The sequence below is a fragment of the Microbacterium sp. STRO-2N genome, assembly GCF_057747775.1.
The window spans coordinates 4,139,022-4,163,512 of record NZ_CM173223.1; the positions used below are offsets into that span (position 1 = coordinate 4,139,022).

The following is a 24,491-nucleotide window of genomic DNA, read 5'->3' on the forward strand; positions in this document are numbered from 1 at the left end:
CTCCATCCGGCTCCGGTGCGTCCGCCGTTCACCGGGCGACCGGACACTCGCGGGGGTGGGCGGCACCTCGCGCGTCATCGCGGGCCGGTTCCGGCTCGGTGAGCTTCTCGGCACGGGCGGCTCGGCATCCGTCTTCGCCGCCGTCGACGAGCGCACCGGGCTGAGTGTCGCGCTCAAGGTCCTGCATCCGCACCTCTCGGAGAGACCGGCGGCGCGTGGGGCCTTCCTCGCCGAGGCGCGGCGCGCGCAGCCGCTGCGGCACTCGCACATCGTGGGCGTGCTGGGGGTGGGGGTCGATCACGGGGCCGACGCGCCGGTCGCGTGGATCGCGCTCGAGCGGGCGGCCGGGTCGAGCCTCGCACAGGACGTCTCGCGGCACGGGCCGTTGTCGCCCGCAGAGGCGGTCGTGGTGATCGACGGTGTGCTGCAGGCGCTCGAGGCCGCGCATGCGATCGGCCTCATCCACCGCGACGTCTCGCCTTCGAACGTGATGGTGGCTCGGGATGCTTCGGGTGCCGTCGCGGCGGATGGCGTGCGGCTGCTCGACTTCGGGCTCGCCGACGCCGCAGGCAACGCCGCGCTCGGCACCGACGACCTGCTCAGCGTGGAAACGCGGGGTCGCGCGGGCGTGATGGGCAACGTCAACTATATGTCGCCGGAACAGGTGCGCGGCATGCCTGTCGATGCACGCGGTGACGTGTACCAGGCCGGCGCGCTGCTGCACTTCGCGCTCACGGGGAGACCGCCGTTCCCGCGCGGGTCGACGGGACAGACGCTGCGTGCTCACCTCGAGACCCCGCCTCCGCTGCCGTCGGCTTCGGACGGGGGCATCCCGCGAAGCCTCGACCGCCTCGTGGTGCGCGCGATGCTCAAGGATCCAGCCGACCGCTTCCCCTCGGCCGCCGCGATGCGTGCCGCGGTCGCCGAGCTCGGAGCCTCCGGGTGCGGGGGCCCCGCCGCGACCGCGGCCATCGCGCCAGTCGGGGCCGTTCCGGCGGGGGTGAACGACGGCGTGCCCGTCCCGCCGACGGAGCCCGACGGCGTCACGCGCGTGCTCGGCCGCACCGTCGTGCCGCCCCGGCGTGAGGCATCCGTCGTCTCGTCGTCCGGCAAGCCGCGCCGCGTGCGCTCGGGCGCCGGCGCGTGGTTCGCGGCGGTCGGCGCCGTGGCGGTGTTCGCAGTCGTCGTGGTGCTCGCGGCGATCAGCCCGCCGGTCGCGTCGGTCGCGGGCCCCACCGTGCCGCCGACGCCTACTCCGTCCTCAGTCGTCCCCGATTCGACGCCGGAACCCGATCCTGATCCGGTGGAACCGGTGGTGTCGCTTCTGACCGTGCCTGAGGTGAGAGGGCTCTCGGTCGATGACGCGATGCGCGTGCTCGCAGACAGCGGGTTCGCCGTCGGAGAGGTCACGCATGCGGACTCGCCGCACCCGCGCGACGTGGTGCTCGAAGCGAGCCCGGGGTCGGGGCGCCGCGTCGCCGTGGGAGCCGCAGTCGCCCTGACGGTCGCGTCGGGCTGGAACGTCGTGCCGGACGTCGTGGGCCAGAGTCGCGAGGCAGCCATGGCAGCCGTGGCCGCGGCGGGATTCTCGGTTTCGTTCGCGACGCGACCGGCCGCGGCGGGCACCGAACCCGCGTCGATCCTGGGGACGGCACCCGGCGCGGGCACGGCTGCCGCGGTCGGGGGCACGGTGACCATCATCGAGGCCGCTCCCGAGGAGCCACGGCCCACGCCCACTGCGACCCCGACGCCCCGGCCGACGCCGACCCCGACACCGCCGCCCGAGCGCCGGCCGTGAGCCGCGCCCACGCTCCTCAATACGCCCGACAGGCGTCCTTGACCCGGCGGACGCCCGCCGTTCACATTGCGCGCTCACGCTGACGGAGGCCGTGGGGAGCCACACCCGACTCTCCGCCGTCATCACCGGCCTTCCCGCAAGCTGCACGAGGAGACGCATGACCGCTTCGTGGTGTCGCGAGGTGCGCGGATGAGTCTCGACGCACCGACCGGCCCGACGCGCGGCGCCGACGCGGCGACCGCGGTGCTCACCGACGAGACGACGATCCTGCCGCCGCTGCACGACGCCGACGTCGCGCCGCGCGCCCGGGAGCTGAAGAGCGCGCCGACTGCGGCCGACACGATCTTCCGTCGCACCGCGTACGCGGCGGGCGGGATCACCGTGGCGATCATGCTGGCGGTCGGGGTGTTCCTCGCGCTGCGCGCGGGGCAGGCGCTGCTTCCGCCCGACGGCGTGGGGCTGAGCTTCCTCACGACGCAGGAGTGGTCGCCCGAGACGGGCCAGTTCGGCATCGCCGCCGTGCTGTTCGGCACGTTCACGATCGCGATCATCGCGATCTGCATCTCGCTTCCGCTGGCCCTCGGCACCTCCCTCCTCATCTCCGAGGTGCTGCGCGGGCGCCTGAAGCAGTGGTCGATCACGCTCGTCGACCTCATGGCCGCCGTGCCGAGCGTCGTGTTCGGGCTGTTCGGCGTCTACTTCCTGCAGGAGGCCATCATCCCGGTCTCGCGCTGGATCTCGACATACTTCGGCTGGATCCCCGTTCTGGCGGTGACGGATGCCGAAGGCCACGCGTTGACGGATGCCTCGGCGTTCACCTCCTCGGCGTTCATCGCCGGCATCGTGGTCGCGCTGATGGTCGTGCCGACGCAGACCTCGATCATGCGCGAGGCGTTCATGCAGGCGCCGGCGGGCGAGCGCGAGGCCGCGTACGCGCTCGGATCGACCCGGTGGGGCATGATCGGCGCCGTCGTGCTCCCGTTCGGCCGCGGTGGCATCATCGGCGGCACCATGCTCGGGCTGGGGAGGGCCCTGGGCGAGACGATCGCCGTCTACATGATCATCTCGCCGATCTTCGCGATCAACTGGCAGGTGCTCAAGACCGGCACGAACTCGGTGTCGGCGCTCATCGCGCTGCGCTACGGCGAGGCCAGCGAGTTCGCCCTGTCTGCGCTGATGGCGGCAGGGCTCATGCTCTTCCTCATCACGCTGGTCATCAACTTCACCGCATCGTCCGTCGTCGCCCGGTCGCGGTCGGGCGCCCAGAGCGAGGGATGACGATGACCATCACGGTCGAGCCGCCCCGGGTCGCGGCATCCGGAACCCCTGTCGAGACACCCGAGCCGCATGCCGCGGAAGCAGGTGCAGAACCTCGCACGGGGATCCCCGACCGCGACGGCATCGAGGTCGGCGAGCGCCGCCTGGTGCACTCGGCCCGGCTAGAAGATCGCTACGCGATCCTGGGCGCGGCAGCCGGCGCCGTCGCGCTCGCAGCGCTGCTGTTCGGCTGGATCGCACCGCTCAGCGGGATCGTCGGATTCATCGTCGTCGCGTTCCTCGCGTTCATCGTGTTCTACGCGCTGCTGGTGAGCATCAGCGGCGACTGGCGGGAGGTCGTGGACCGCGTCATGACCGTGGTGCTCGCGAGCGCCGGAGTCATCCTCTTCAGCGCCCTGCTGTTCGTCGTGATGTTCACGCTCGTGCGCGGCTGGCCGGCGCTGATGAACCTCAACTTCTTCTTCCAGGACATGGAGTTCGCAGGACCCCTCGACGGGCTCGACGTCGGCGGCATCGCGAACGCGATCGTCGGGACGCTCATCCAGATCGGCATCGCGCTGGCGATCTCGATCCCGCTCGGCATCGTGACGGCGCTGTTCCTCAACGAGATCGGCGGTCGGTTCGCCAAGTTCGTCCGCACGATCGTCGACGCGATGACCGCGCTGCCCTCGATCGTCGCCGGCCTGTTCATCTACTCCGCCTTCATCCTGGTGTTCACCAACCAGCGCTCCGGCTTCGCGGCCGCCCTCGCGATCACCGTGATGATGCTGCCGATCATCATCAGGGCGTCGGATGTCGTGCTGCGCCTCGTGCCGGGCAACCTCCGTGAGGCTTCCTACGCGCTGGGGGCGTCGCGCTGGCGGACGGTGTGGCACGTCGTGCTGCCGACGGCACGGTCGGGGCTCGTGACCGCCGTCATCCTCGGCACCGCCCGCGGCATCGGCGAGACCTCTCCCGTGCTGCTGACGTCGGGCATCACGAGCGTCATGAACACCAATCCGTTCGACGGTCCGATGATCTCGTTGCCGCTGCAGGTGTTCACCTTCGTCGGATCACCGGAGCCCAACTTCATCGCGCGCGGCTTCGGCACGGCCGCCGTGCTCATGCTGCTCGTGCTGACCCTGTTCGCGATCGCCCGCGTGCTCGGCGGTCGCGGCGCGGGAGAGCTGTCGCCGCGCCGGCGCCGGGCAGCACTGGCCCGATCACGTCGCGACCTCGCCCGCTTCGAGGGCCGCGACGCATCCCGCCCCCCGGCATCCGCCCGCCCCCTGGAGGAATCGACATGACCCGGCTGAATCGCCGCCGCGTGAGCCTGATCGCGGCCTTCAGCGCGCTGCTTGTCGTCGTCGGCATCGCGCTCCCCGCGCACGCCGCGACGTACGAGCCCATCACCGGCACCGGCTCGACGTGGTCGCAGAACGCGCTCGACCAGTGGCGCCGCAACGTCGCGCAGAACTACGGCATGACCGTGAACTACTCCGGTGTCGGCTCGACCGCCGGCCGGCGCGACTACATCAACAGCAGCGTCGACTTCGCCGTGAGCGAGATCCCGTTCCAGCAGCAGCCCGAGGACGGGTCGGCGCCCGAGGTCCCGCCGCGGGGGTTCGCCTACATGCCGATCGTGGCGGGCGGCACCGCGTTCATGTACCACCTGAACATCGGCGGCAAGCGGGTCACCAACCTGCGGCTGTCGGGTGCGGTGATCACGAAGATCTTCACCGGCGCGATCACGAACTGGAACCACGCCGAGATCCAGGCCGACAACCCCGGCCTCGCGATGCCCGACAAGGCGATCGTGCCGATCGTGCGCTCCGACGGCTCGGGCACGTCGGCGCAGTTCTCGCTGTGGATGTCGAGCCAGCACGCCGACCTGTGGCCGCACGGCATGAGATCGCAGTTCCCGACGCCCGCGAACGGCAAAGCGCAGAAGGGCTCCGACGGCGTCTCGGGCTACGTCGCGCAGGGCTACGGCGAGGGCTCGATCACCTACGTCGAGTACTCGTACGCGATGAAGGCCGGGTTCCCGGTCGCGAAGGTGCTCAATCGCGCCGACTACTACGTCGAGCCCACGGCCGATTCGGTGGCGGTCGCTCTGCTCAAGGCGCAGATCAACCCCGACCTGACGCAGAACCTCGCCAATGTGTACGCCGACGGCGATCCGCGGACCTACCCGCTCTCGAGCTACTCCTACATGATCGTGCCCACTCAGGTCGGCGGCACGTTCACCGAGCAGAAGGGCGCCACGCTGGGGACGTTCGCCAGCTACATGCTGTGCGAGGGTCAGCAGCAGGCTGAGGACCTGGGGTATTCGCCGCTGCCGATGAACCTCGTGCTGGCCGGATTCGAGCAGATCCGGCGCATCCCCGGCGCGGGGGCGTCAAACGTCGACCCGAACTCGTGCAACAACCCGACGTTCAAGCCCGGTGACTCGCCGAACAACAACCAGCTCGCTCTGACGGCACCGCAGCCCGCGGACTGCGACAAGCGCGGTCCGAATCAGTGCACGACCGGCACGGCGGGAGCGCCGGAGGAGACCCCCACGACCGGGACGGGCGGCGGCGGAACGGCGTCGAACGCGCCGGGGGCGGGCACCGACACCGGCGCGGCTGCCGCCGTCGGGGACCCGGCGGCGGTCGATGCCGGGGCCGCGGTCTACGACGCCGACGGCAACCTGGTCTCGGGCAACGGAGCGGTCGCGGGGGCGGCCGTATCGTCGCCCTTCACCGTCGACAGCGAGGGCTGGGGCTGGCAGCAGTCGGTGATGCTGTGCGCGGTTCTGCTGCTCATCGCGGCGGTCGCGGTGCCGCCGTTCCTCTCGCCCCGCCTTCGGCGCAAGACGCCGGGATCAGGAGCGGCGAGATGAACCGGATGTTCGCACGAGCGAGTCTGACCGGCGTCGCCGTGGCCGTGCTCACGGCCTCGCTCGTCGGCGCCGGGGGAGCGCTCGTCCACGCCGATCCTGCCGCTGCGGCCGAAGACGAGGCGACGTCGAGCGCGGTGACGCTCACGAACCAAGAGAACGCGCTCAACCCCGAGGGAGCACCCTTCCCCGATCTCGAGGTCACGGTCTCGCAGACGAAGGATCTGGTCTCGCAGGGCATCCGCGTGAGCTGGACCGGCGGATCGGAGTCCGAGCGACCGTTCACGACGACGGGCGGGGCGAACTTCCTGCAGATCGCGCAATGCTGGGGCGAGGATCCCGAGCACCCGGGTCACCCCGATCGACGGACCTGCCAGTACGGCGGAACCCTCGGGGCGGGTTCGGTCCGCGACGGCACGACGCAGGCAGCGGCGGTCGCCGACGAGGATCTTCGCTATACCCACCTGAGCGACAGCTTCTTCACGCCGACGTACACCGGCATCCCGTTCGTGGCGGCGAACCCTGCCGGGATCGTCGATGAGAAGAGTGCGCCGGCCGATCGAGTCGTCGACAACCTCACGACCGATGCCGGTGGAGAGGTCGTACGAAAGACGGGCGATGAGGCCGTCAATCTCAACACGAACCCGTTCTTCAACGCGTACACCACCAACGAGGTCAAGTGGGCGGGGACCGGCGCTGACGGCAGGGGAGCGGTGCCCTTCGAGGTGCAGACCGCGGTGCAGTCCACGGCGCTCGGGTGCGGCACCCCGATCGAGCAGGCCGATGGAAGCGTCGCGGGGCAGCCGTGCTGGCTCGTGATCATCCCGCGTGGGCGAGGAGATTCCGGTTCGGCTGTGATCAACCGCTCGGGGTTGTGGTGGGACGCGTGGGAGCACCACATCGCGGTCCGACTCGAGTTCAAGCCCATCGGCGTTCGGTGTCAGATCGGTGAGTCGGAGCGCCAGCTCGCGGGAAGCGAGCTCATCGCTCGCGCCATCGCTTCCTGGCAGCCGGATCTCTGCCTCGGCGAGAACGGCTCGCCGTTCGTCCTGAGCGAGGGTCGAGAGTCAGACGCCCTCGTGAAGGCGGCGGGAGTCGACCCCAGTCCTCTCGCTTTCACGTCGTTGCCGCTCGACGTGAGTCGCATCGGCGACGGGGCTGATCCGCTCGCCTACGCGCCCGTCGCGCTCTCGGGAGTCGCCATATCGTTCTCGATCGACCGGCAGCCGCACCCGCAGAACGCGACTCCGGAACAGAAGGCACGGGCGGGGCTGCCGCTCACGGAGATGAAGCTCACTCCCCGCCTCGTGGCCAAGCTGCTCACGACGTCCTACGTCGACGCACTGCCGAGTGGAGCCGATGCGAGCCACTTGGGAGCCAACCCTCGGACGATCGTGCAGGACCCCGAGTTCCAGAAGATCAACGGTGACGAGTGGTCCGCTCAGATCATCGTCGGCGCCTCAGTGGCGGACGTCCTCACACCATCCGGGCGCTCGGACATCGCCGTCCGGCTCTGGGAGTACGTGCTGGCCGACGCCGACGCGCGGGCTTGGCTGAACGGCGCCGACGATGGTCACGGCATGTTCGTCAACCCGTGGTACTCGACGAACGCGGACGTCAATCCGATCGGTGCCGGTCTCGACCTCCCGCTCGACAGCTTCCCGAAGGCCGATCCTTCCGAGAAGCCGGACGAGACGCAGACGGATCCCGCGAACGGGACCGGTGCGATCAACCTCGTGACGTGGCGGCCCTACACCAGCAGCTTCGCCGACAGCGCCTATCACGTCCTGCGTGGGGACGGGATGATCCTCGGAGCGTGGGACAAGTTCTCGACTCCCCCCAAGTTCGGCGCCTCGGTGCGCGAGCTCTTCGGAAGTCAGAAGGTGATGGGAGTGACGACTGCCTCGTCCGCTGAGCTCTACCAGACCGTGACAGCTGCACTCCTGAATCCCTCGGGAGAGTTCGTCGCCCCGACGCGGGAGGCGATGGCTGCCGCCGCGGCGGCGATGACCCCCGACCCCGATCAGACTCAGGTGCTCGGGTTCGATCCGGCGAGTGATGTGGCGAAAGCCGCCACGACGGCGTACCCGTTGTCGATGCCGGTGTTCGCCGCCTTGAATCCCCGACAGACGGACGCCGACCTTCGTGCCGTGTACGCGAACCTGATCCGATACGCCGCCACAGACGGGCAGAGCCCAGGGACCGACGTCGGCGACCTCCCCTCCGGCTACGCGCCGTTGCCGGAAGCATGGGTGGGTCGGGCGCTGGCCGCCGCGGATGCGATGGAGCGGGGGAGTCTCACCCCGCCCGGCGGCGGAGAAGGCCCCGGCCCGGCCGGCGCGCCCGGAGGCGGGAACGGCGGCACCGTCGCGCCGCCTTCCTCTCCCGGCACCCCCGGCTCCGGCACGGGCGCGCCCGCCGCCGATCAGCCCGCAGCGACGGGCGCTCCTGCCGGGGAGCTGGCAGGAGCAGCGACTCCCGATGATCCCGAGATCGGAGCCGCAGCCGCGGCCGTTCCCATCGGCGTCGCCATGGGCCTCGCCGCGGGGCTCGCCGTGCCGCTGACTTCACGGATCCGGAGACGCGCGTGATTCTCTCGCACAGCAGCGCGACAGCCGTCCTTACCCTGGCGAGCTCCGTCCGTTCACCTGTCGCCTCGAGCCTGAACGAGGGCAGGAGGCCACCCGGATCATCCCGCCCACAGACTTGACGGCCCTCCTGCCAGAGAGCCGTCAAGCCGCCGCTCGTCCGAGCGACGGTTGTCACACCACACCTCACGAAAAGGAAAGCTGTGAACAAGAAGAAGTTTATCGCTGCGGGCGCCGCGGTCGGGCTGGCGGCAACGCTGTTCGCCGTCGCTCCGGCTGCGAACGCCGAGCCGATCTCTGTCGGTCCGGTCATCGTGGGTTCGGACACCCTTCAGGATGTCGTCAACGCCCTCGTCAACGGCACCGCTGTGACCGGCTCGAATGTGCGGTCGACGGCCGGCACCACGCCGGCATCGTCGTTCGACGCCACGGGCTCGATCACGATCCAGACCAAGGCGAACAGCGTTCGCTTCGGTCGCCCCAACGGGTCCAGCGACGGGGTCGCCGCGCTCAGCCGTTCTATCGACGGCGCGCCCTACACCTCGAAGACCGTCGGCGGGCCGGCGAACGTCACCGTCACGGGTCTGATCGACGTGGCTCGGTCCTCGTCGGGGGCGACTGCGGTCAGCGGCGGCGCCCTCACGTACATCCCGTTCGGCCGCGACGCCTTCGCCTACGCGCACTCCGGTGGCAGCAATGCGGCCTTCGACAGCATCGATGCCGCCACGCTCAAGGGGATCTACGAGTGCACGGTCCGCACCGTCGGCGGTGTGACCGTCACTCCGGTGATCCCTCAGGCAGGTTCGGGCACCCGCAAGGACTTCCTCGCGAAGATCGGCGTCACGGAGTCCTCGATGCTCGAGGTCACCGAGGCCAACGGCTGTGTCGTCGTCGGCCAGGAGCACGACACCACCAGCCTCTCCAACGGATCCGCCTTCCCGGCGAACGCCGTCGCGCCGATGTCGGCCGCCCAGTGGGTGGCGCAGAACACCGGCGCGGGCGTCAACCGCATCGGCGCAGGCATCGAGCTCGGCTCCTTGGCCGGCGGCACTTCGCCGGTGACCGGATCGGGTACTTCCATGCAGCCCAACCCGGCGTACTACTCGACTCAGTGGGGTCGCGACACGTACCTCGTGGTCGAAACCGCCCGTGTCACGTCGGGGAACGCGAAGTTCGACGCCAAGCTCGCGAACCTGCTGAGCAGCGCCACGACCAAGCTCGGCAACACCGCGAACACTGCGCCTACCCAGGCCGGCCGCGTGAAGGCCAAGTTCGGGTTCCTTGCCCCGGCCGACCCCACGCCGTTCACGGCGGCGCTCGGTTGACCAGCTTCTCTCACACCCCTACAAACCGGATTGGATCAAGAGACTCCATGAACATCACGAAGAAGTGGGGCGCCGCTGCGGCCGCGTTCCTGAGCATCGCCCTCGTGGCCGGCGGCACGGCGGCGAACGCCGCACCGACCGGTCCGGGACTCCCCGTCGACCCCCAGCCGAACGGATCGCACGGTTCGTTCTTCCTCTTCGACGACACCACAGGGAGCGCCGAGGCGGAGGGCCGCATCTTCGATCGCGCCGACTTCCTCTCGGCGTCGGCCAGCAAGACCGACCCCGCCGCGCCCGTCACGCCGACCGACTACGCCCCGGCCTGGGGTAGCGCCGTCGGCGACTCGATCTACAAGTTCGTCACGACCCCTGCGGACCTGGCCGGCGGCACGAACACCTGGCGCGCCTACGACAAGGTGAACCCGGTGAACGGCTCGGTGACGTGGGAGGACTTCACTCTCGAGACGAAGACCGAGGGCAACGGAGCGGGCATCGAATCGGTGTTCAGCGCCGGAGGCGACTGGATCACCGGCTTCGCCTTCACGAACGCCGGTGGCGCGACGGTGTACGCGTCGATCTACCGCACGATCCACGTGACGCCGGGCACCGGCAAGTACACGATCGACCCCGTGGTCGTCCAAGCCGAGGAAGGGCCGTGGGCTCCGGACTTCGCGGGCTACACCGCGAACGCCTCGGCGACGCTGCGCAACGGCAACATCGAGATCGACGCCGACGCGGCGCACGCGAACAAGACGGTCGACGTCTACGCCGAGGGCACGGCAGCGCCGGTGCACACCGGCATCGTGCTCGACGCGTCGGGTGACGCCATCGTGACCTCGTCGATCGCCGCCGGCACGCGCCTGGCGATCGCCGACACGGCGGCCGAGACTGTCCTCGCCTGGGCGACGGCCGCGGCCTTCGTGCTGGCCGAGCCCGCCGAGGGCGACGCCAACGAGGTGACGATCGAGGCGCCCGCCGAGGGTGAGACGGTCGTCGTCGTTCCCGCCGGGGCCGCGAACGCGAACCAGACGTTCACTCCGTACGTGTGGTCGGAGCCCACCGTCCTCGCGCCGGTCACCACCGACGCCTCGGGCAACGCCAGCGTCGACCTCGCCGGCCTGCCCGTCGGTCAGCACACCGTCGCCCTCGTCGACAGCACCGACGAGATCGTCGCGTGGGGCACCGTCACGCTCAGCTCGACCACCACGAGCGCGACCGACCTCACGGTCGACGTCACGACCTCGAACCGCTTCGAGCTCTCGGGCGTCAACACGTCGGTCAACCTCGGCACGGTCCGCCGTGGCGCGACGACCGCTCCCGCCGCGCTGGGCGCGTTCACCGTGATCGACGACCGCGACCTGCTCCCGGGCTGGACGCTGAACGCCGAGGTCGCCGACTTCGTCAACGCCGCCGCCGGCAACGACGTCATCGAGAAGTCGGCGCTGGGCCTCGAGCCCAAGCAGGTCGGCACCACGGTCGAGGGCGTCTCGCTCGGCGCGGCGCAGACCGCCGGCGCCGGCACCTACTCGGCGCTGTTCGCCGAGGGCGCTGCGAACTCTTCGACCCTCGAGGTCGGCACGCAGTTCGACGCCGACCTGACCTTCGCGGCTCCCGCGAAGGCCAAGAAGGGCACCTACGCCTCGACGCTGACGCTCACGCTGGCCTCGAAGTGACCCTCGCGCCGGGATCGGCGCGCCGCACCACCCACAACTGAACAACCCGTGCGGGAGGCCGTCCCCGGCCTCCCGCACGGTCGTGTCCGGCGGAGGCATCCGTCATCACTGCTCGTGAAAGCGCGGTTCACACCTCGTTCAGCCGCTGCACTCCTCGCCGTAGCACGGCCGTGCGGGAATGAGCCGTGGCCATCTCACCCGAACTCCCGCGCGCCCGCACGCGGATCCGCGCCGCCCTCGCCGCTGTTCTGATCTCGGTCTTCGTCGCCGCCGTGGGGGCGCCGCTCGCCGCCGCGCCGGCCCGTGCCGACGACACGATCGGCATCTCGGCGCGTCCCGCCGGCGCCGACGGAAACCCCGACGGCCGCACGCGCTTCAGCTACCACGTCGACCCGGGCCAGACGGTGCAGGACACCTTCCTCGTGGCGAACACCGGCACGGTGACGCAGGACTTCACCGTCGTCGGCACGGACGCGTTCAACGACGACGAGGGCGAGTTCGCTCTGCTGGCGACCGCGGATCAGCCCACCGGAATCGGCGCGTGGGTGCTGTTCGAGAACGGCTCGAACCGCATCCAGTTCACGCTGGCTCCCGGCGAGAGCCGCGTGCTGCCGTTCACGATCACCCTTCCGGCGGAGGCGACGCCTGGCGACCACGTCGGCGGGCTCGTCGCGTCCGTGATCACGCCCGGCGAGCAGGTCAATCTCGACCGGCGCGTCGCGACCCGGGTGTACGCGCGCGTGTCGGGCCAGCTGCAGCCGCGGCTCTCGATCAGCGGGCTGGACGCCTCGTACTCGGGCGACTGGTGGAATCTGCTCAGCGGCACGGTGACCGTGCGCTACACCGTCGAGAACCCCGGCAACATCGCCCTCGCCGCGAACCTCACCGCCGGCGTGAACACGTGGTTCGGCATCCCGGCCGCCCCGTCCTCGACAGGCACGATCGAAGAAGTGCTTCCCGGCAACTCCGCGGCGTACGAGTTCGATGTGCCCGGCGTCGCGCAGTGGGGCTACCTCGGACCGTACCTCCGGCTGAACCCGTTCGTCGACGACACCGACCCGGCGAACCAGCTGCCGGTCGCCCCTGTGTCGCGCGACACGTTCCTGCTCGCCGTCCCGTGGCTCATCGTGATCGCGCTCGCGCTGGGCGTGCTCGTGTTCTTCGGGCTCCGGTGGCGCCGCCGCCGCGACGAGGCTCGCGCCGAGGCGTGGATGGAGCACACCCGCAACGAGGCGATCGCCCAGGCGCAGCGCGACGCCGAGCTCGTCGGCGCAGGAGGCACGCAGCGGGCCGGCGATGGCTGAGCCTCGACCGCGGCGGACCGCGTGGAGCCGTACCCGGCGAGCTGCCGCGCTGGCCGCGGTCACGTCGACGCTGGCGCTGTCGGTGGCCGTCGCGGCGCCGGCCCTCGCAGCGGGCGACGACGGCGAGCCGAACGGCGGCACCGGCATCAGCGTCGACGTGACCGACGGCAGCTCGCCCACGCCGACGCCGACTCCCACTCGCACGAGCCCCGGCGGCAACCCCGGGAACCCAGGTAGCCCCGGGAACCCAGGGAACCCTGGGAACCCGGGCAACCCAGGAAATCCCGGGAACCCGGGCAATCCCGGCGCACCCGGGAACCCCGGCAACCCGGGTAACCCCGGCAACACCTCGCTCCCCGGGAACCGCGTCCTCGTCGCGGTCGGCGGGCTCGGGGCATCCGTCTCGCCGTCATTCCAGCCCGGCGGCGGTGTCACGACGCTTTCGGTGACCGTGCGCAACACGTCGGAGGAGCCGATCGACGCGACCGCGACGTTCCGCGTCGCGAACATGCTCGGCCTCACGGTCGCCGAGGTCGACGACGTGCCGATCGTGCGGCTCGAGCCCGACGAGGCACGCCGCGTGACCACGACGGTCGAAGGGCTCGGGCAGGGCGTGCTGCTGCGCGGCTACGTCACCGTGACGCCGCCGGCCATGATCGGCGACCAGGAGGTCGCACCCGCGAGCCGCGAGTCCGTGTTCTTCGTGCCGCCGCTGTTCCTGGCTTCGACGCTCGGCGCGGCGGGCGCCGTCGCGGCCGGACTCTGGTGGGGCCTCGGCGCTGGGCGCTACCGGGCACTCCTCGCCGTCCTGCCGTTCGCGAGGGCGGGCGCGTGAGCGCACTGGTCTCCGGCTTGCGGTCGGCCGCGGCGTCCGTGGCCGACGCGGTGGCGGCTCGCTTCACCGCGACCGCCATGGTCGATGCGCCGGAACGCGAAGCGGGAGCCGACAGCCCCGACGGCGGGACTGTCGGCCCCCGTCCGCCGCGACCGCCCCGTCCGCCGCGGCTCCCGAAGGGGCAGGGCCCACCGAAGCCGCCTCGACGGATGCCGAAGCCCAAGCGGTCCGTCACGCCCCTGTCACCGCGCCAGCAGGCCATCCGCGGCGCGCTCATCGTCCTGTCGGCGCTGCTGCTTGCTCTGGCACTGAACGTCATGGTCGTCGGCCACGTACGTCACCTCGTCGCGCAGCAGCAGCTCAGCGACACGTTCCGCGCACAGCTCGAGGAGGGCATCGCCCCGGTCACCGAGGGCGACTACAACGACGTGCTGCTTCCGGATGGAGCGCCCGTGGGCATCATCGAGATCCCGAGCCTCGGCATCCGCGAGGTGATCGTCGAGGGCACCGACTCGGAGGCGACGCAGGCAGGTCCCGGCCATCGCCGCGACACCAGCCTCCCGGGGCAGGCAGGCGTGAGCGTCATCATGGGCCGTGCCGCGGCCTACGGCGGGCCGTTCGGCCGCATCCAGGAGCTCGGCCCGGGCGACGAGTTCACCATCACCACCGGGCAGGGCGTGCACGAGTTCGAGGTGATCGGACTCCGCTACGCGGGCGACCCGTCGCCGCCGCGGCTGCAGCCCGGCGAGAGCCGTGTGGTGCTCGCCACGGCACGCGGCATCCCATTCATGCCTTCCGGCATCGCGCGGGTCGACGCCGAGCTGGTGAGCGAGACCCAGCCCGCCGGCATCCGTGAGACGCGGTACGCGACGCTGCCCGAGTCGCACAGCGAGCTGAGCGGCGACACCTCGATGGCGTGGGCGCTCGTCTTCGCGCTGCAGTTCCTCGTCGTGATCGAGGTGGCGGCTGTGTGGGCGTTCCGCACCGTCGGCCCTCGCCGCACCTGGATCGTCTTCGTGCCGCTCACGCTCCTCGCGGCGCTCTGGGTGACGGGCGAAGTCGTCCGGCTCCTCCCCAACCTCATGTAGGGCTGCGCTCGAACCCGGCTCGCGCACTCAGAACGGATCAACCATGGCAAAGTCTGTGACCAGGATCTTCGGACCCTTCGCCCGCACCGAGAAGCCCGAGCGGCTGCCTTCTCCGGCAGTGGCGACGGATGCCGAAGCCGAGGCCGACGCGCCGGCCACGGCTGCCGTGACCGAAGGCGACGAGCGTGGGGCCGAGCGGGAGGCGCCGGTCGCCGGGGCCGGGGTGGAGACACCGGACCGCGAGCCGGCATCAGACGTCACGGTGTTCGTTCCGCTTCCGGACGGCGAGGAGGATCTCCCCGAGGGTGCGGGGCGGATCGCGGTCGCGCCGGGCACCACGACGACCTCCGACGTCACCGAGTTCATCCCGGTGGCGCCGGTCAGCACCGCCGCGCCCCACGCTCACGGGCGTGCCGAGGCGGTGGCCGCCGGGAACGGCAAGCCGGAGCCGCAGTCCTCGTCCCCGAACGGGCACGCCGCCGCAGTGTCGACGCTCGCGACCCTCGAGGGCCGCAACGTGTCGGCGTGGTTCGGCGATCATCAGGTGCTCGACCGGGTCTCGCTGACCATGCCGGCCGGCGTCATCACATCGCTCATCGGCCCGTCGGGCTGCGGCAAGTCCACGTTCCTGCGCATCCTCAACCGCATGCACGAACTGGTGCCGTCGGCATCCCTCGCCGGTGAGGTGCTGCTCGACGGCGAGGACATCTACGAACCGACCCGCAAGCTCGTCGACGCGCGCAAGCACATCGGCATGGTGTTCCAGAAGCCCAACCCCTTCCCCGCGATGTCGATCTACGACAACGTGATCGCGGGTCTGAAGCTCACCGGCACGCACGTGTCGAGGTCGGAGAAGGACGAGCTCGTCGAGTCGTGCCTCACGAAGGCGGGCCTCTGGAAGGAGGTCAAGGACCGCCTGCGCGCACCCGGCGCGGGCCTGTCGGGCGGTCAGCAGCAGCGCCTGTGCATCGCGCGGTCACTCGCCATCCGCCCTCGGGTGCTCCTCATGGACGAGCCGTGCTCGGCGCTCGACCCGACCTCCACGCGCGTCATCGAGGAGACGATGCTCGAGCTGGTGCACGACGTCACGATCGTCATCGTCACGCACAACATGCAGCAGGCCCAGCGGGTGTCGCAGCAGTGCGCATTCTTCCTGGCGTCCCACGGCACGCCGGGCGCGATCGTCGAGCACGGCGACACCGACGCGATGTTCACCGACCCCATCGATCCCCGCACGTACGACTACGTCAACGGCCGCTTCGGGTAGGCCGCCTCAGCGGGCGTCCCGGTAGCGGTCGATCACCAGGTCGACGAGCGCCGGGGCCGGCTCGTCGTCGTCGAGCAGCGGGCGGGCGACGGGCGCCCGCCCGGCGAGCCGTACCGCGAGGTCATGGAAGTATCCGGGCGCGAGCAGGTAGTTCGCGATGACGACGCGCTCCGCATCGGCGGCAGCCTGCGCGACCGCGACGTCGAGCCGCGGGTCTGCGGCCGCGAGGAAGCCGACCGTGACATCCCGCCCGAGTCGGGCGCCCAGCATCCGTCCGATCTCTCGGCAGTCGTCGTTCGCGCGGTCGTCGCTCGATCCGGCCACGGCGAGCACCACGGCGTCATCGGGGGCGACGGCCAGCGGCTCGAGGCGTGCGAGCAGGCCGTCGACGAGCCGTGGGTCGGGGCCGAGCGCCGGAGCGATCATCACGCCGTCGCGCCCCGCGGTCTGCTCACGCAGGTCGATGCGCACGTGATACCCCGCCGACAGCAGCAGCGGCACCACGACGACCGGCTGACCCTCGGGGAGCGCGTCGAGGGATGCCGCGACATCCGGCTGCTGCACGTCCACGTGTCCGAGCCGCACCGTGACGTCCGGCAGTTTCCGTGCGACGGCATCCACGAGAGCTGCGACGGCGGCCTGCCCGGCGGGAGAGGACGTGCCGTGCGAGATCGCGAGGAGCGCGGGCGTCGAGGTCACGCGCCCCATTGTGCCCGCCCCGTGTGGCGTCCTTGTTACGGGACGGCCTCCGGCGCACGGCGAACCGTCCCGAATGGCCGCTCGCCCGAGGGCGAGGTACCATCCGAGACGGTTCGCGGGTGGATGAGGCGGCGTAGGGGCCGGCCTCGGCTCAGGCGGCGCCGGACTCCCGGCCGCGGGCGAACCCGGCGTCGAAGCCGCGCTCGTACGCGTCCTCCGCGTGGTGCGCGCCGTGGTGGCCGTGGTGGCGGTGGCCGTCGTGGTCGTGGGCGCCGTGACTGCCGCGGCCGTGCGCGCCGTGGCCCGCGTGACCGCCGCGGCGGTGCATGCCGAAGCCGACGTGGGGTGCGAACGCCTCGGCGGCTTCGCGCCAGGCCGGGTGAGGACCGTCGTCGTAGGCGTCGTGCGGGGCATCGTCCCAGTGGCCCGGGCGACCGGGGTGACCCGGGCGGCCGGGCGCGAAGCCGTGGTGGCGGTTCGGGCCCCACCCGAAGCGGATCTCGGGGCTGAACGGGCGAGGGCGACCGTAGCCGCCGAAGCCGGGTCCATGCGGGAAGCCGCGCCGGTCGGCGTCGTCCTCGTCCCAGCCGAGTTCGCGGGCGATCGCCTCGAGCGAGGCCATGGTCGTCGCGAACGCCTCGTCGCCGACCGCGTCGACGACGCGGGAACGGATGCCGTCCACGATCTCGCCGATCCGCTCCTTCTCGGAGCGGCCGAGATCGGTGAGGGTCCAGGTGCCGTCGCCGCTCTGCTCGACCCAGCCGCGATCCTCGAGGGAGCGCAGACGCTTGCCCTTGCGGGCGAGACGCTCGGTGGGGCCGGGAGCGTCGATGTCGCCCGACAGGACGTTCAGCAGCATCCAGTCGCGGCGGGTGAGGCCCTCGGCCTCGAGCGCCACGGCGAATTCATGCGTGAGCAGTCCGTCGACGACGCGCAGCCAGTAGCCGATCGGCCGGCGGTCGGTCGGGCCGGACCCGGTGTCGTTGATGTCTTCCGTGTTCATGGGAGTTCCTTTCACTGCGACCGAATCGGGCCGCGATATATGTAGAAGTGCAAGTACATGCAGTGTGACATGCAATCGGGAAACATGTCAAGTCGCATATAAACTGACGCCATGCCTTCCCGCCCCGACGACCCCGCGGACGAGATCGCCGCCGCGCTCGCCCGCCTGCGCGGACGCCGGATGCCCCGACCCCCGTGGGGGGAGGGCCCGCACGGCGGCGGGCATGGCCATGCAGGCCCGCACGGGTTCGGCGCGCACGGGGGTCCGCATGGTGCGGGGACGCGCGGTGGCCCGCAGTTCCCCGGCCACGGCGGCGGATGGGGCCACGGCGCGCCCCCGCACGGCGCGCCGCCCTGGGCGGCGCGCATCGGCGGTCCGGCGCGCATGAGGATGCTCGAGGCGCTCGCCGCGGCATCCCGCCCGCTCTCCGTCGGCGAGATCGCCGACGCCGTGGGCGTCGACCAGCCCCGCGCGTCGCGACTCGTGCAGCAGGCCGTCCAGCTCGACCTGGTGCGCCGCGAGGCCGACCCCGACGACGCCCGGCGCACGCGGGTCGCGTTGACGGATGCCGGTACCCGCCTCGTGCGGGGGTTCCGCGGCGAGCGGCGCGAGGCCATCGATGCGGCACTGTCGGGCTTCACCGACGACGAGCGGGCGGAGCTCGCCCGGCTGCTGACCAAGCTCGCGGACTCCTGGCCGCGCGCCTGACCCCTGCCGGAGCGCCGTCGCCGTCGATACCGTGAAAGGGTGACCCACGACGCCAGCGCCCCGCACGTCCCGGAGCCGCCGGGACCGCCCGGGCAGGCCGCCGGCCCCGCAGGGACCCCTGGCTCGCCGTCGACGACGAGCACCCCTGCCGCGGCCGGCCGAGGCATCCAGCGCTGGGTGTTCTGGCCGGCGGCCGCCGTCGTACTGATCTTCAGCGCGTTCGCCATCTTCGCGCCGCGCGCCGCCGAAGCGATGTTCGCGGCGATCCAGTCGACGATCGTCAACGCCTTCAACTGGTACTACGTCCTCATCGCCGCCTTCTTCGTGGCGTTCGCCCTCGTCATGGGGTTCTCGCGCTTCGGCGACATCAAGCTCGGCCGCGACGACGACAAGCCCGAATTCTCGGTCGGCGCGTGGTTCTCGCTGCTGTTCGCCGCGGGCATGGGCATCGGCCTCGTCTTCTACGGCGTGAGCGAGCCGCTCAGCCACTTCGTCCACCCGCGCCCCGGCGTCAGCGGAACCCCCGAGCAGTTCGCGCAGCAGGCGCTCACGCAGACCTATCTGCACTGGGGCGTGCAGGCCTGGTCGATCTACGTCGTGGTGGGGCTCGGCCTCGCCTACGCGATCCACCGTCGCGGGCGGCCGATCTCGATCCGGTGGACGCTCGAGCCGGTGCTGGGGCGCAAGCGGGTCGAAGGGCCGTGGGGACACGCGATCGACGTCGTGGCACTCGCGGGGACGCTGTTCGGAGTCGCCACCTCGCTCGGTCTGGGTGTGCTGCAGATCAGCTCGGGCCTCGAGTCGGCCGGCCTCGCCGAGCCGACGGTCGGCGTCCAGGTCGCGATCATCGGGGTGATCACGTTGCTCGTGCTGCTCTCGGTGCTGTCGGGGGTTGCACGGGGCATGAAGTGGCTGTCGTCGGCGAACCTCGTGCTCGCGGGCCTGCTGCTGCTGTACGTCCTGGTGTTCGGGCAGACCGAGTTCCTGCTGCGCGAATGGGTGCAGTCGATCGGCGGCTACATCCAGAACTACGTCGGCCTGTCGTTCACCGTGAGCGCGTTCCAGGGCGCCGAGGGCGAGGCGTGGCAGGCGGCGTGGACGTCGTTCTACTGGGGCTGGTGGATCTCATGGTCGCCGTTCGTGGGCATCTTCATCGCGCGTATCTCGCGCGGGCGCACGGTGCGCGAGTTCGTGCTCGGCGTGATCATCGTGCCGACGATGCTCGGCATCCTGTGGTTCGCCATCCTGGGCGGCTCCGCGCTCTACCTCGAACTGGAGGAGCCCGGGTCGATGACGCTGCCGGACGGGACGGTCGACCTGGAGGGATCGATCTTCCAGCTGGTGAGCCACTTCCCGGGAACGACCGTGCTGACGATCGGCGTGATCATCCTCGTCACGATCTTCTTCGTGACGTCGTCGGACTCGGGCGCACTGGTGATGGGCATGATCGCGACAGGCGGCGACCAGGAGCCCGCGAAGTGGGTGCGCACGTTCTTCACCTTCGTGACGGCGCTGCTCGCCGTCGCGCTGCTCCTCACCGGAGGGCTCACGGCGCTTCAGACCGCCGCGATCACGATCGCGCTGCCGTTCAGCGTCGTGATGCTGCTGATGTGCTGGTCGACGATCGTGGCGTTCCGGCGTGAGCGGCACGCGTACGAGCACGCCAGGCGTGACGCGTTCGTCGAGCGCATCGGGGACTACTACGGCCTCGAGGTCGAGGGGCCCGATCAGCGCGGGGTCGATTGGCCGAAGCTGCCGCGCTGGATGCGCCGGCAGCGCTGAGCCCGGCGCCGTTCCGCGTCAGAAGCTCGTGACGAGATCGCCGAGCACCGCCTCCAGCTGCGACGGGTCGGTCGCGTCGTAGTAGTGCGCGCCCGTGGCGCTCGAGATGGACTGCAGGGTCGCGACATCGGCGTCGGCGCCGTAGGCGAGCGTGAAGACGAGCACCGGCGTCGAGTGGTGCAGATTGCGCAGGTTCTCGAGCATCTGCTCGTGCCCGATCGTCGGCGCGTTGGGCGCGTCGTTCTCGCCGTCGCTGAGGAGCACCACCGCGTTGATGCGGTCCGCCGACCATGACGCCGCCTGCTGCCCGGCGAACGTGTCGACCGCCTGATAGAGCGGCGTGTCGCCCATCGAGGCGAGGCCGCCGAGCGCGCCGAGGAAGGCATCGCGAGACGCGCCGATGTCGGCGACGGGTGCGACCAGGCCGGGAACCATCGCTCCGTCGGGCGCCTGCGCGAAGGCCGCGAGTCCGATGTCGTCGCCCGTCGTGAAGTGGCCGAGCGCCGCCTCGATCGCCTTCTTCGCCTGCGTGAGCTTCGTGTCGGCGGGCGAGATCTGCTCGTCCATCGAGCCCGAGACGTCGAGGAGGAACAGCACGTTCGCGCGCTTGCGCACATCCGGGAACGCGGCCTGGACCGAGGTCACCACGTCCGCATCGGGGAAGGCGATGACGCCCGCCTGGTCGGCCCTGAGCTGACCCACCTGCTCGACGCCTGCATCGAGCCGGCGGTTCAGGTCGCGGTAGCCCGAGGTGCGCACGACGTCCTGACCCTGCGACGTGCGCGTGAAGCGGATGAAGTCCGCCGCCGCCTCGGACTCGACCGGATCGATCCACTCGCCGGTCAGGCGCATCGCGGGGTTGTCGGCGGCGTAGTAGCCGTCGGCCGGGTAGATGGGCACCAGCTGCTCGGTGGGCGGTGCGTCCTGGGTGCGGGTCACGCCGTCGCGGCTGGTGATGCCGCGGTTGTAGTCCCACACCGACTTCTCGTCGACGATCACGGCTGACAGGAAGTCGGCGGCGGAACCGGATGCATCGGCCTGGCGCGCGTGCCAGAGGAAATGCTCGGGCGTCGCCATGTAGTGGCTCGTCGCCAGCTCGTTCTCGTGCACGGCGGTCTGCACGGCGGGGTCCGCGACGTCGCGCGCGGTGAGCGACTCGAGGGATCCCGGAGCGGTGCCGAACGACGCGAACATCGCCGCCTCGCCAGAGGTCGCCATGAGAGGGCTCGTCTTGCCGAGCTTGAACGCGCCCCATTCCGGATGGCCCAGCCCGCTCCACAGGTCGGGGTCGCCCGCCGCCTCGAAGATCTCGCTCCAGGTGGGGGCCTCGGCATCCCAGCCCACCGCCTGAGCCAGCTGCGCCGGCATCGCGAGCACGATGTCGGACGTGCCGACGCTGGTGCCCTCGGCGCGCAGCGCCGTCGAGCCCGCAGACTGCGCGACGTCCACCCACGTCGACGAGTCGGGCAGCCATACGGAGGGCTTCTGGTCGGCGGCGAGGTTCGGGAACCCGGTCGCCACGGTCGCTGCGGCGACGCCGGACTTGTCCTTGCTCGGCGTCACCGTGACGCATGAGCCCGCGACGTTGCGCGGCCGGCTGTTGTAGGCGGCCGCGAGGTTCTCGACCATCTCGGCGTTCTCGTACGACGACAGCACGCGCACGACCGCGCACGGCTCGGCACCGGGAGCCGCCGCGGGCTCGTCGTCGGGGAACTGCACGAGCTCGGCCTCGGGCTCGGCGGGCTGCTGCTGCTCCTCGGCGGCCGGCCCTTCCTGCGACTGGTTGGCCATGATCGCGTACGCCACCGTGCCGATGGCGCCCAGCAGCACCACGATCGCGGTGGCCGAGGTCCACATGACGGCCAGGCGTCGCCGGCGCCTCCGGCGTTCCCGCCGCTCCTCGATGGCGCTCGGCTTCGCGGGCGCGGCTGTGGGCGCCGGGGTGGCCGGCGCGGCAGCACCGCGGCGAGGGCCGGGAATGGCAGCATCGTCGTCAGGCCTGCGCTGGCGCATCGGGGAACCTCGGTCGGGGGGTCTTAAGGTCCAGAGCCGTTGGGGTGGACGGCTGGGCAAGAGCCTAACCCGACGTCGCTTGCCAGGCGAGTGTGAGCCGGCTGACAGATCACCGCGACGCCGTGTTCAGCACCCCGATCAGCACCGCCGTCCACCACCCGGCCTGTGACACCAGCGCACTCCAGACGCACCACAGTCGCAACCGGCGCGGCAGCGCCGAGAAGCGCACACGGTCCGGAAGACGTGCGAGCTCGGCGGTGAGCTTCGTCATCGAGACGCCGTTCATCGCCACCACGAGGACAGCCAGCATCTTCAGCGCCGTGAGCGGCTCGCCGAGCTCGGGTTGAAGGAACGCGCCCGTGGCCATGAGCCCCGCGATCCCCAGCCACGCCAGCCCCGAGACCATGCGCTCGACGCGCCGCAGGTCGTCGAGAGTCGTGCGGCGCAGCATCCAGAGCAGTCCGCTCGTCTCGAGCAGCACCGCGGCGCCCAGTCCCACGATGACCGACCCCAGGTGGGCGAACAGGGCGGGGTTGCGCACCCAGTCGGGAGGAGCGACGGATGCCCCGACCCACAGCGAGACGAGCATCGCGAGCGCCACGCCCCAGTACGCGACCGCGCGCCGATGGCGCGCGAGGCGGCGTCTCTCGGTGAGCGGGGTCGTCACGGTGCCTCTCGGGTACGGCAGTTGCGAGGATGCGCGACGACCCCCCGTCGCACGGTGAAGCATCACCCGCAAGCGAGGCTAGCGGAAGAGGTGGGCGACGGACGCGGCGGCATCCGGTCGGCGTCAGCCCCGGGCCACCTTCTTCGGGGCCTTCACGAACAGCAGCAGGACGAAGCCGACAGCCAGCACGAGCGCGATCCCGAGGATGCCGTAGAGCGTCTGGTGCGCGGCTGCCGCGATGAACACGCCCCACAGCAGCGGCGCGATCCAGCTCGCCGCGCGCCCGGTGGTGGCGTAGAGGCCGAAGACCTCGCCCTCGTGGCCCGCCGGCGTGACACGGGCGAGGAACGAGCGCGACGCCGCCTGCGCAGGACCGACGAACGCGGCGAGCACGATGCCGACGACCCAGAACAGGCCCTTGCCCGCCCCGGCGCCGAAGAAGACCGTGAGGCAGCACGCGACGAGGACGCCGATGGCGACGAGGATGACGGGCTTCGGGCCGAACCGGTCGTCGAGGCGGCCGGCGAGGATCGTCGAGACGCCGGCGACGAGGTTCAGCACGATGCCGAACACGACGAGGTCGGTGAAGCCGAAGCCGAAGACGCGGCCGGCGATCACCGATCCGAACGTGAACACGGCGGCGAGGCCGTCGCGGTACACGGCCGACGCGAGCAGGAACCAGAACGTCGGCCGGGTCTCGCGCCACAGCCGCGCGATCGACCGCGCGAGCTCGACGTACCCGCGGAAGAAGCCGACACGGCGGGCGCCTGGCGCCGGCGGCGGCTCGGGCACGTTGAGGAAGATCGGGATCGTGAAGACCAGCGTCCACACCGTCGCCCCTGCGGCGATGAGCTGGAAGGTCAGCGGCTGCGTGCCGTCGAGCACGCCGCCGAGAATCAGGCCGACGACGATGGCGAGCGCGATGATGCCGCCGAGGTATCCGAATCCCCAGCCGAGACCCGACACCTTGCCGACGGTCTTCGGCGTCGATACCGACACCAGGAGCGCGTTGTAGTTGGCGCCCGCGATCTCGCCGACGATGCTGCCGAGCGCGATCATCGCGACGCCGAACCAGAAGTGCGCAGGGATGCCGGCGACGAACGCCATCGCGAGCTGGCACAGGATGAGCAGCGCCGTGAAGATGCCGAGCATCAGCTTCTTGCGTCCTGCTGCGTCGGCCCGCTGGCCGAGCACCGGGGCGAGGAGGGCGATCAGGATTCCGGCTGCCGTGATGCCCCAGCCCAGGTTGCTGTCGAGCGTCCCGAGCGCCCGGCAGTACTCGGTCGCGGTGTTCGCCGCGGTGTCGCAGTCGATGGTGTCGCCGTCGACGACGCCGCTCGCGGCGACGGCCGGGTCGAGGAAGAACGGCGACACCAGGAAGCTCGGCACCCACACGAAAGTGAGCAGCACCGTGTTGAACGGCTGCGTCGCCCAGTCCCACAGCGCCCACGAGATCACGCGCTTGCGGGGGATCTGCGCGCCCTCCTGCAGATCGAGGCCCATCGTCGCGACGGCACCCGTGCTGGCCGTGGCAGGCGGTGCCGGCGGCCGCTCGGGCCCGACGGGCTGGATTGCGGGGGGTTCGTGCTCGTTGCCCATGGTC

General features: G+C 71.1%; 18 protein-coding genes. 13 read left to right on the plus strand and 5 right to left on the minus strand.

The window, feature by feature from the left end:
* The first annotated feature begins 55 nt into the window (after positions 1-55).
* From AC3ANN_RS19020 to AC3ANN_RS19070, 11 genes are all read left to right on the plus strand, one after another.
* A complete protein-coding gene (locus tag AC3ANN_RS19020; RefSeq protein WP_488338932.1) occupies positions 56-1,798 on the plus strand; it encodes a serine/threonine protein kinase in 1,743 nt (580 codons plus the stop codon).
* Between the two features lie 189 nt (positions 1,799-1,987).
* The gene (gene pstC, locus AC3ANN_RS19025; RefSeq protein ID WP_488338933.1) at positions 1,988-3,076 is read left to right on the plus strand and encodes a phosphate ABC transporter permease subunit PstC; all 1,089 of its coding nucleotides are present in this window, start codon (positions 1,988-1,990) and stop codon (positions 3,074-3,076) included.
* A gap of 2 nt (positions 3,077-3,078) precedes the next feature.
* On the plus strand, positions 3,079-4,362 hold the full coding sequence (gene pstA / locus AC3ANN_RS19030) for a phosphate ABC transporter permease PstA (RefSeq protein ID WP_488338934.1): 1,284 nt from the start codon (positions 3,079-3,081) through the stop codon (positions 4,360-4,362).
* The gene (gene pstS, locus AC3ANN_RS19035; RefSeq protein WP_488338935.1) at positions 4,359-5,939 is read left to right on the plus strand and encodes a phosphate ABC transporter substrate-binding protein PstS; all 1,581 of its coding nucleotides are present in this window, start codon (positions 4,359-4,361) and stop codon (positions 5,937-5,939) included. Before pstA ends, pstS begins: the two co-directional genes overlap by 4 nt.
* Positions 5,936-8,527 (plus strand): hypothetical protein, encoded by a 2,592-nt coding sequence (locus AC3ANN_RS19040; RefSeq protein ID WP_488338936.1) that lies wholly within the window; start codon positions 5,936-5,938, stop codon positions 8,525-8,527. The genes pstS and AC3ANN_RS19040 overlap by 4 nt, the downstream gene beginning before the upstream one ends.
* A 200-nt stretch (positions 8,528-8,727) precedes the next feature.
* A complete protein-coding gene (locus tag AC3ANN_RS19045) occupies positions 8,728-9,849 on the plus strand; it encodes a hypothetical protein (protein ID WP_488338937.1) in 1,122 nt (373 codons plus the stop codon).
* Positions 9,850-9,896: 47 nt separating this feature from the next.
* Positions 9,897-11,522, plus strand: coding sequence for a hypothetical protein (locus tag AC3ANN_RS19050; protein ID WP_488338938.1), 1,626 nt, complete (start codon positions 9,897-9,899; stop codon positions 11,520-11,522).
* A 185-nt stretch (positions 11,523-11,707) separates the two neighbouring features.
* The gene (locus tag AC3ANN_RS19055; protein WP_488338939.1) at positions 11,708-12,826 is read left to right on the plus strand and encodes a COG1361 family protein; all 1,119 of its coding nucleotides are present in this window, start codon (positions 11,708-11,710) and stop codon (positions 12,824-12,826) included.
* Positions 12,819-13,661: a hypothetical protein gene (locus AC3ANN_RS19060; RefSeq protein WP_488338940.1), complete on the plus strand. Its 843-nt coding sequence runs from the start codon at positions 12,819-12,821 to the stop codon at positions 13,659-13,661. The genes AC3ANN_RS19055 and AC3ANN_RS19060 overlap by 8 nt, the downstream gene beginning before the upstream one ends.
* A gap of 209 nt (positions 13,662-13,870) precedes the next feature.
* Entirely contained in the window at positions 13,871-14,749 is an 879-nt protein-coding gene (locus tag AC3ANN_RS19065) for a sortase (protein ID WP_488338941.1), read from the plus strand.
* 484 nt (positions 14,750-15,233) lie between these two features.
* Positions 15,234-16,016, plus strand: coding sequence for a phosphate ABC transporter ATP-binding protein (locus tag AC3ANN_RS19070; protein WP_488340879.1), 783 nt, complete (start codon positions 15,234-15,236; stop codon positions 16,014-16,016).
* A gap of 6 nt (positions 16,017-16,022) precedes the next feature.
* Here AC3ANN_RS19070 and AC3ANN_RS19075 read toward each other — a convergent pair whose 3' ends face one another.
* Positions 16,023-16,724: a sirohydrochlorin chelatase gene (locus AC3ANN_RS19075; protein WP_488338942.1), complete on the minus strand. Its 702-nt coding sequence runs from the start codon at positions 16,722-16,724 to the stop codon at positions 16,023-16,025.
* A 142-nt stretch (positions 16,725-16,866) separates the two neighbouring features.
* The gene (locus AC3ANN_RS19080) at positions 16,867-17,718 is read right to left on the minus strand and encodes a MarR family winged helix-turn-helix transcriptional regulator (RefSeq protein WP_488338943.1); all 852 of its coding nucleotides are present in this window, start codon (positions 17,716-17,718) and stop codon (positions 16,867-16,869) included.
* A 111-nt stretch (positions 17,719-17,829) separates the two neighbouring features.
* Between AC3ANN_RS19080 and AC3ANN_RS19085 the strand changes: the two genes are divergently transcribed.
* Both AC3ANN_RS19085 and AC3ANN_RS19090 read left to right on the plus strand, forming a co-directional pair.
* Positions 17,830-18,426: a MarR family winged helix-turn-helix transcriptional regulator gene (locus tag AC3ANN_RS19085; protein WP_488338944.1), complete on the plus strand. Its 597-nt coding sequence runs from the start codon at positions 17,830-17,832 to the stop codon at positions 18,424-18,426.
* A 177-nt stretch (positions 18,427-18,603) separates the two neighbouring features.
* Positions 18,604-20,208 carry a BCCT family transporter gene (locus AC3ANN_RS19090; protein WP_488340880.1) on the plus strand — a complete coding sequence of 535 codons (1,605 nt, stop codon included), beginning with the start codon at positions 18,604-18,606 and terminating at the stop codon, positions 20,206-20,208.
* A gap of 18 nt (positions 20,209-20,226) precedes the next feature.
* On the opposite strand, the gene AC3ANN_RS19095 is transcribed toward AC3ANN_RS19090, so the two are convergent.
* The 3 genes from AC3ANN_RS19095 to AC3ANN_RS19105 form a co-directional block, all read right to left on the minus strand.
* Positions 20,227-22,065, minus strand: a complete 1,839-nt coding sequence (locus tag AC3ANN_RS19095) for a vWA domain-containing protein (protein WP_488338945.1) — start codon at positions 22,063-22,065, stop codon at positions 20,227-20,229.
* A 265-nt stretch (positions 22,066-22,330) separates the two neighbouring features.
* A complete protein-coding gene (locus AC3ANN_RS19100; protein WP_488338946.1) occupies positions 22,331-22,888 on the minus strand; it encodes a hypothetical protein in 558 nt (185 codons plus the stop codon).
* A 123-nt stretch (positions 22,889-23,011) separates the two neighbouring features.
* Positions 23,012-24,487 (minus strand): MFS transporter, encoded by a 1,476-nt coding sequence (locus AC3ANN_RS19105; RefSeq protein ID WP_488338947.1) that lies wholly within the window; start codon positions 24,485-24,487, stop codon positions 23,012-23,014.
* Positions 24,488-24,491 lie beyond the last annotated feature (4 nt).

Bases quoted from the DNA above. Each gene is read 5' to 3' on its own strand.
- AC3ANN_RS19065 (WP_488338941.1), top strand. From the start codon at position 13,871: ATGCCGAAGCCCAAGCGGTCCGTCACGCCCCTGTCACCGCGCCAGCAG.
- pstS (WP_488338935.1), top strand. From the start codon at position 4,359: ATGACCCGGCTGAATCGCCGCCGCGTGAGCCTGATCGCGGCCTTCAGC.
- pstA (WP_488338934.1), top strand. From the start codon at position 3,079: ATGACCATCACGGTCGAGCCGCCCCGGGTCGCGGCATCCGGAACCCCT.
- AC3ANN_RS19080 (WP_488338943.1), bottom strand. From the start codon at position 17,718: ATGAACACGGAAGACATCAACGACACCGGGTCCGGCCCGACCGACCGC.
- AC3ANN_RS19085 (WP_488338944.1), top strand. From the start codon at position 17,830: ATGCCTTCCCGCCCCGACGACCCCGCGGACGAGATCGCCGCCGCGCTC.
- AC3ANN_RS19075 (WP_488338942.1), bottom strand. From the start codon at position 16,724: ATGGGGCGCGTGACCTCGACGCCCGCGCTCCTCGCGATCTCGCACGGC.
- AC3ANN_RS19060 (WP_488338940.1), top strand. From the start codon at position 12,819: ATGGCTGAGCCTCGACCGCGGCGGACCGCGTGGAGCCGTACCCGGCGA.
- AC3ANN_RS19040 (WP_488338936.1), top strand. From the start codon at position 5,936: ATGAACCGGATGTTCGCACGAGCGAGTCTGACCGGCGTCGCCGTGGCC.
- AC3ANN_RS19095 (WP_488338945.1), bottom strand. From the start codon at position 22,065: ATGTGGACCTCGGCCACCGCGATCGTGGTGCTGCTGGGCGCCATCGGC.
- AC3ANN_RS19050 (WP_488338938.1), top strand. From the start codon at position 9,897: ATGAACATCACGAAGAAGTGGGGCGCCGCTGCGGCCGCGTTCCTGAGC.
- AC3ANN_RS19105 (WP_488338947.1), bottom strand. From the start codon at position 24,487: ATGGGCAACGAGCACGAACCCCCCGCAATCCAGCCCGTCGGGCCCGAG.
- pstC (WP_488338933.1), top strand. From the start codon at position 1,988: ATGAGTCTCGACGCACCGACCGGCCCGACGCGCGGCGCCGACGCGGCG.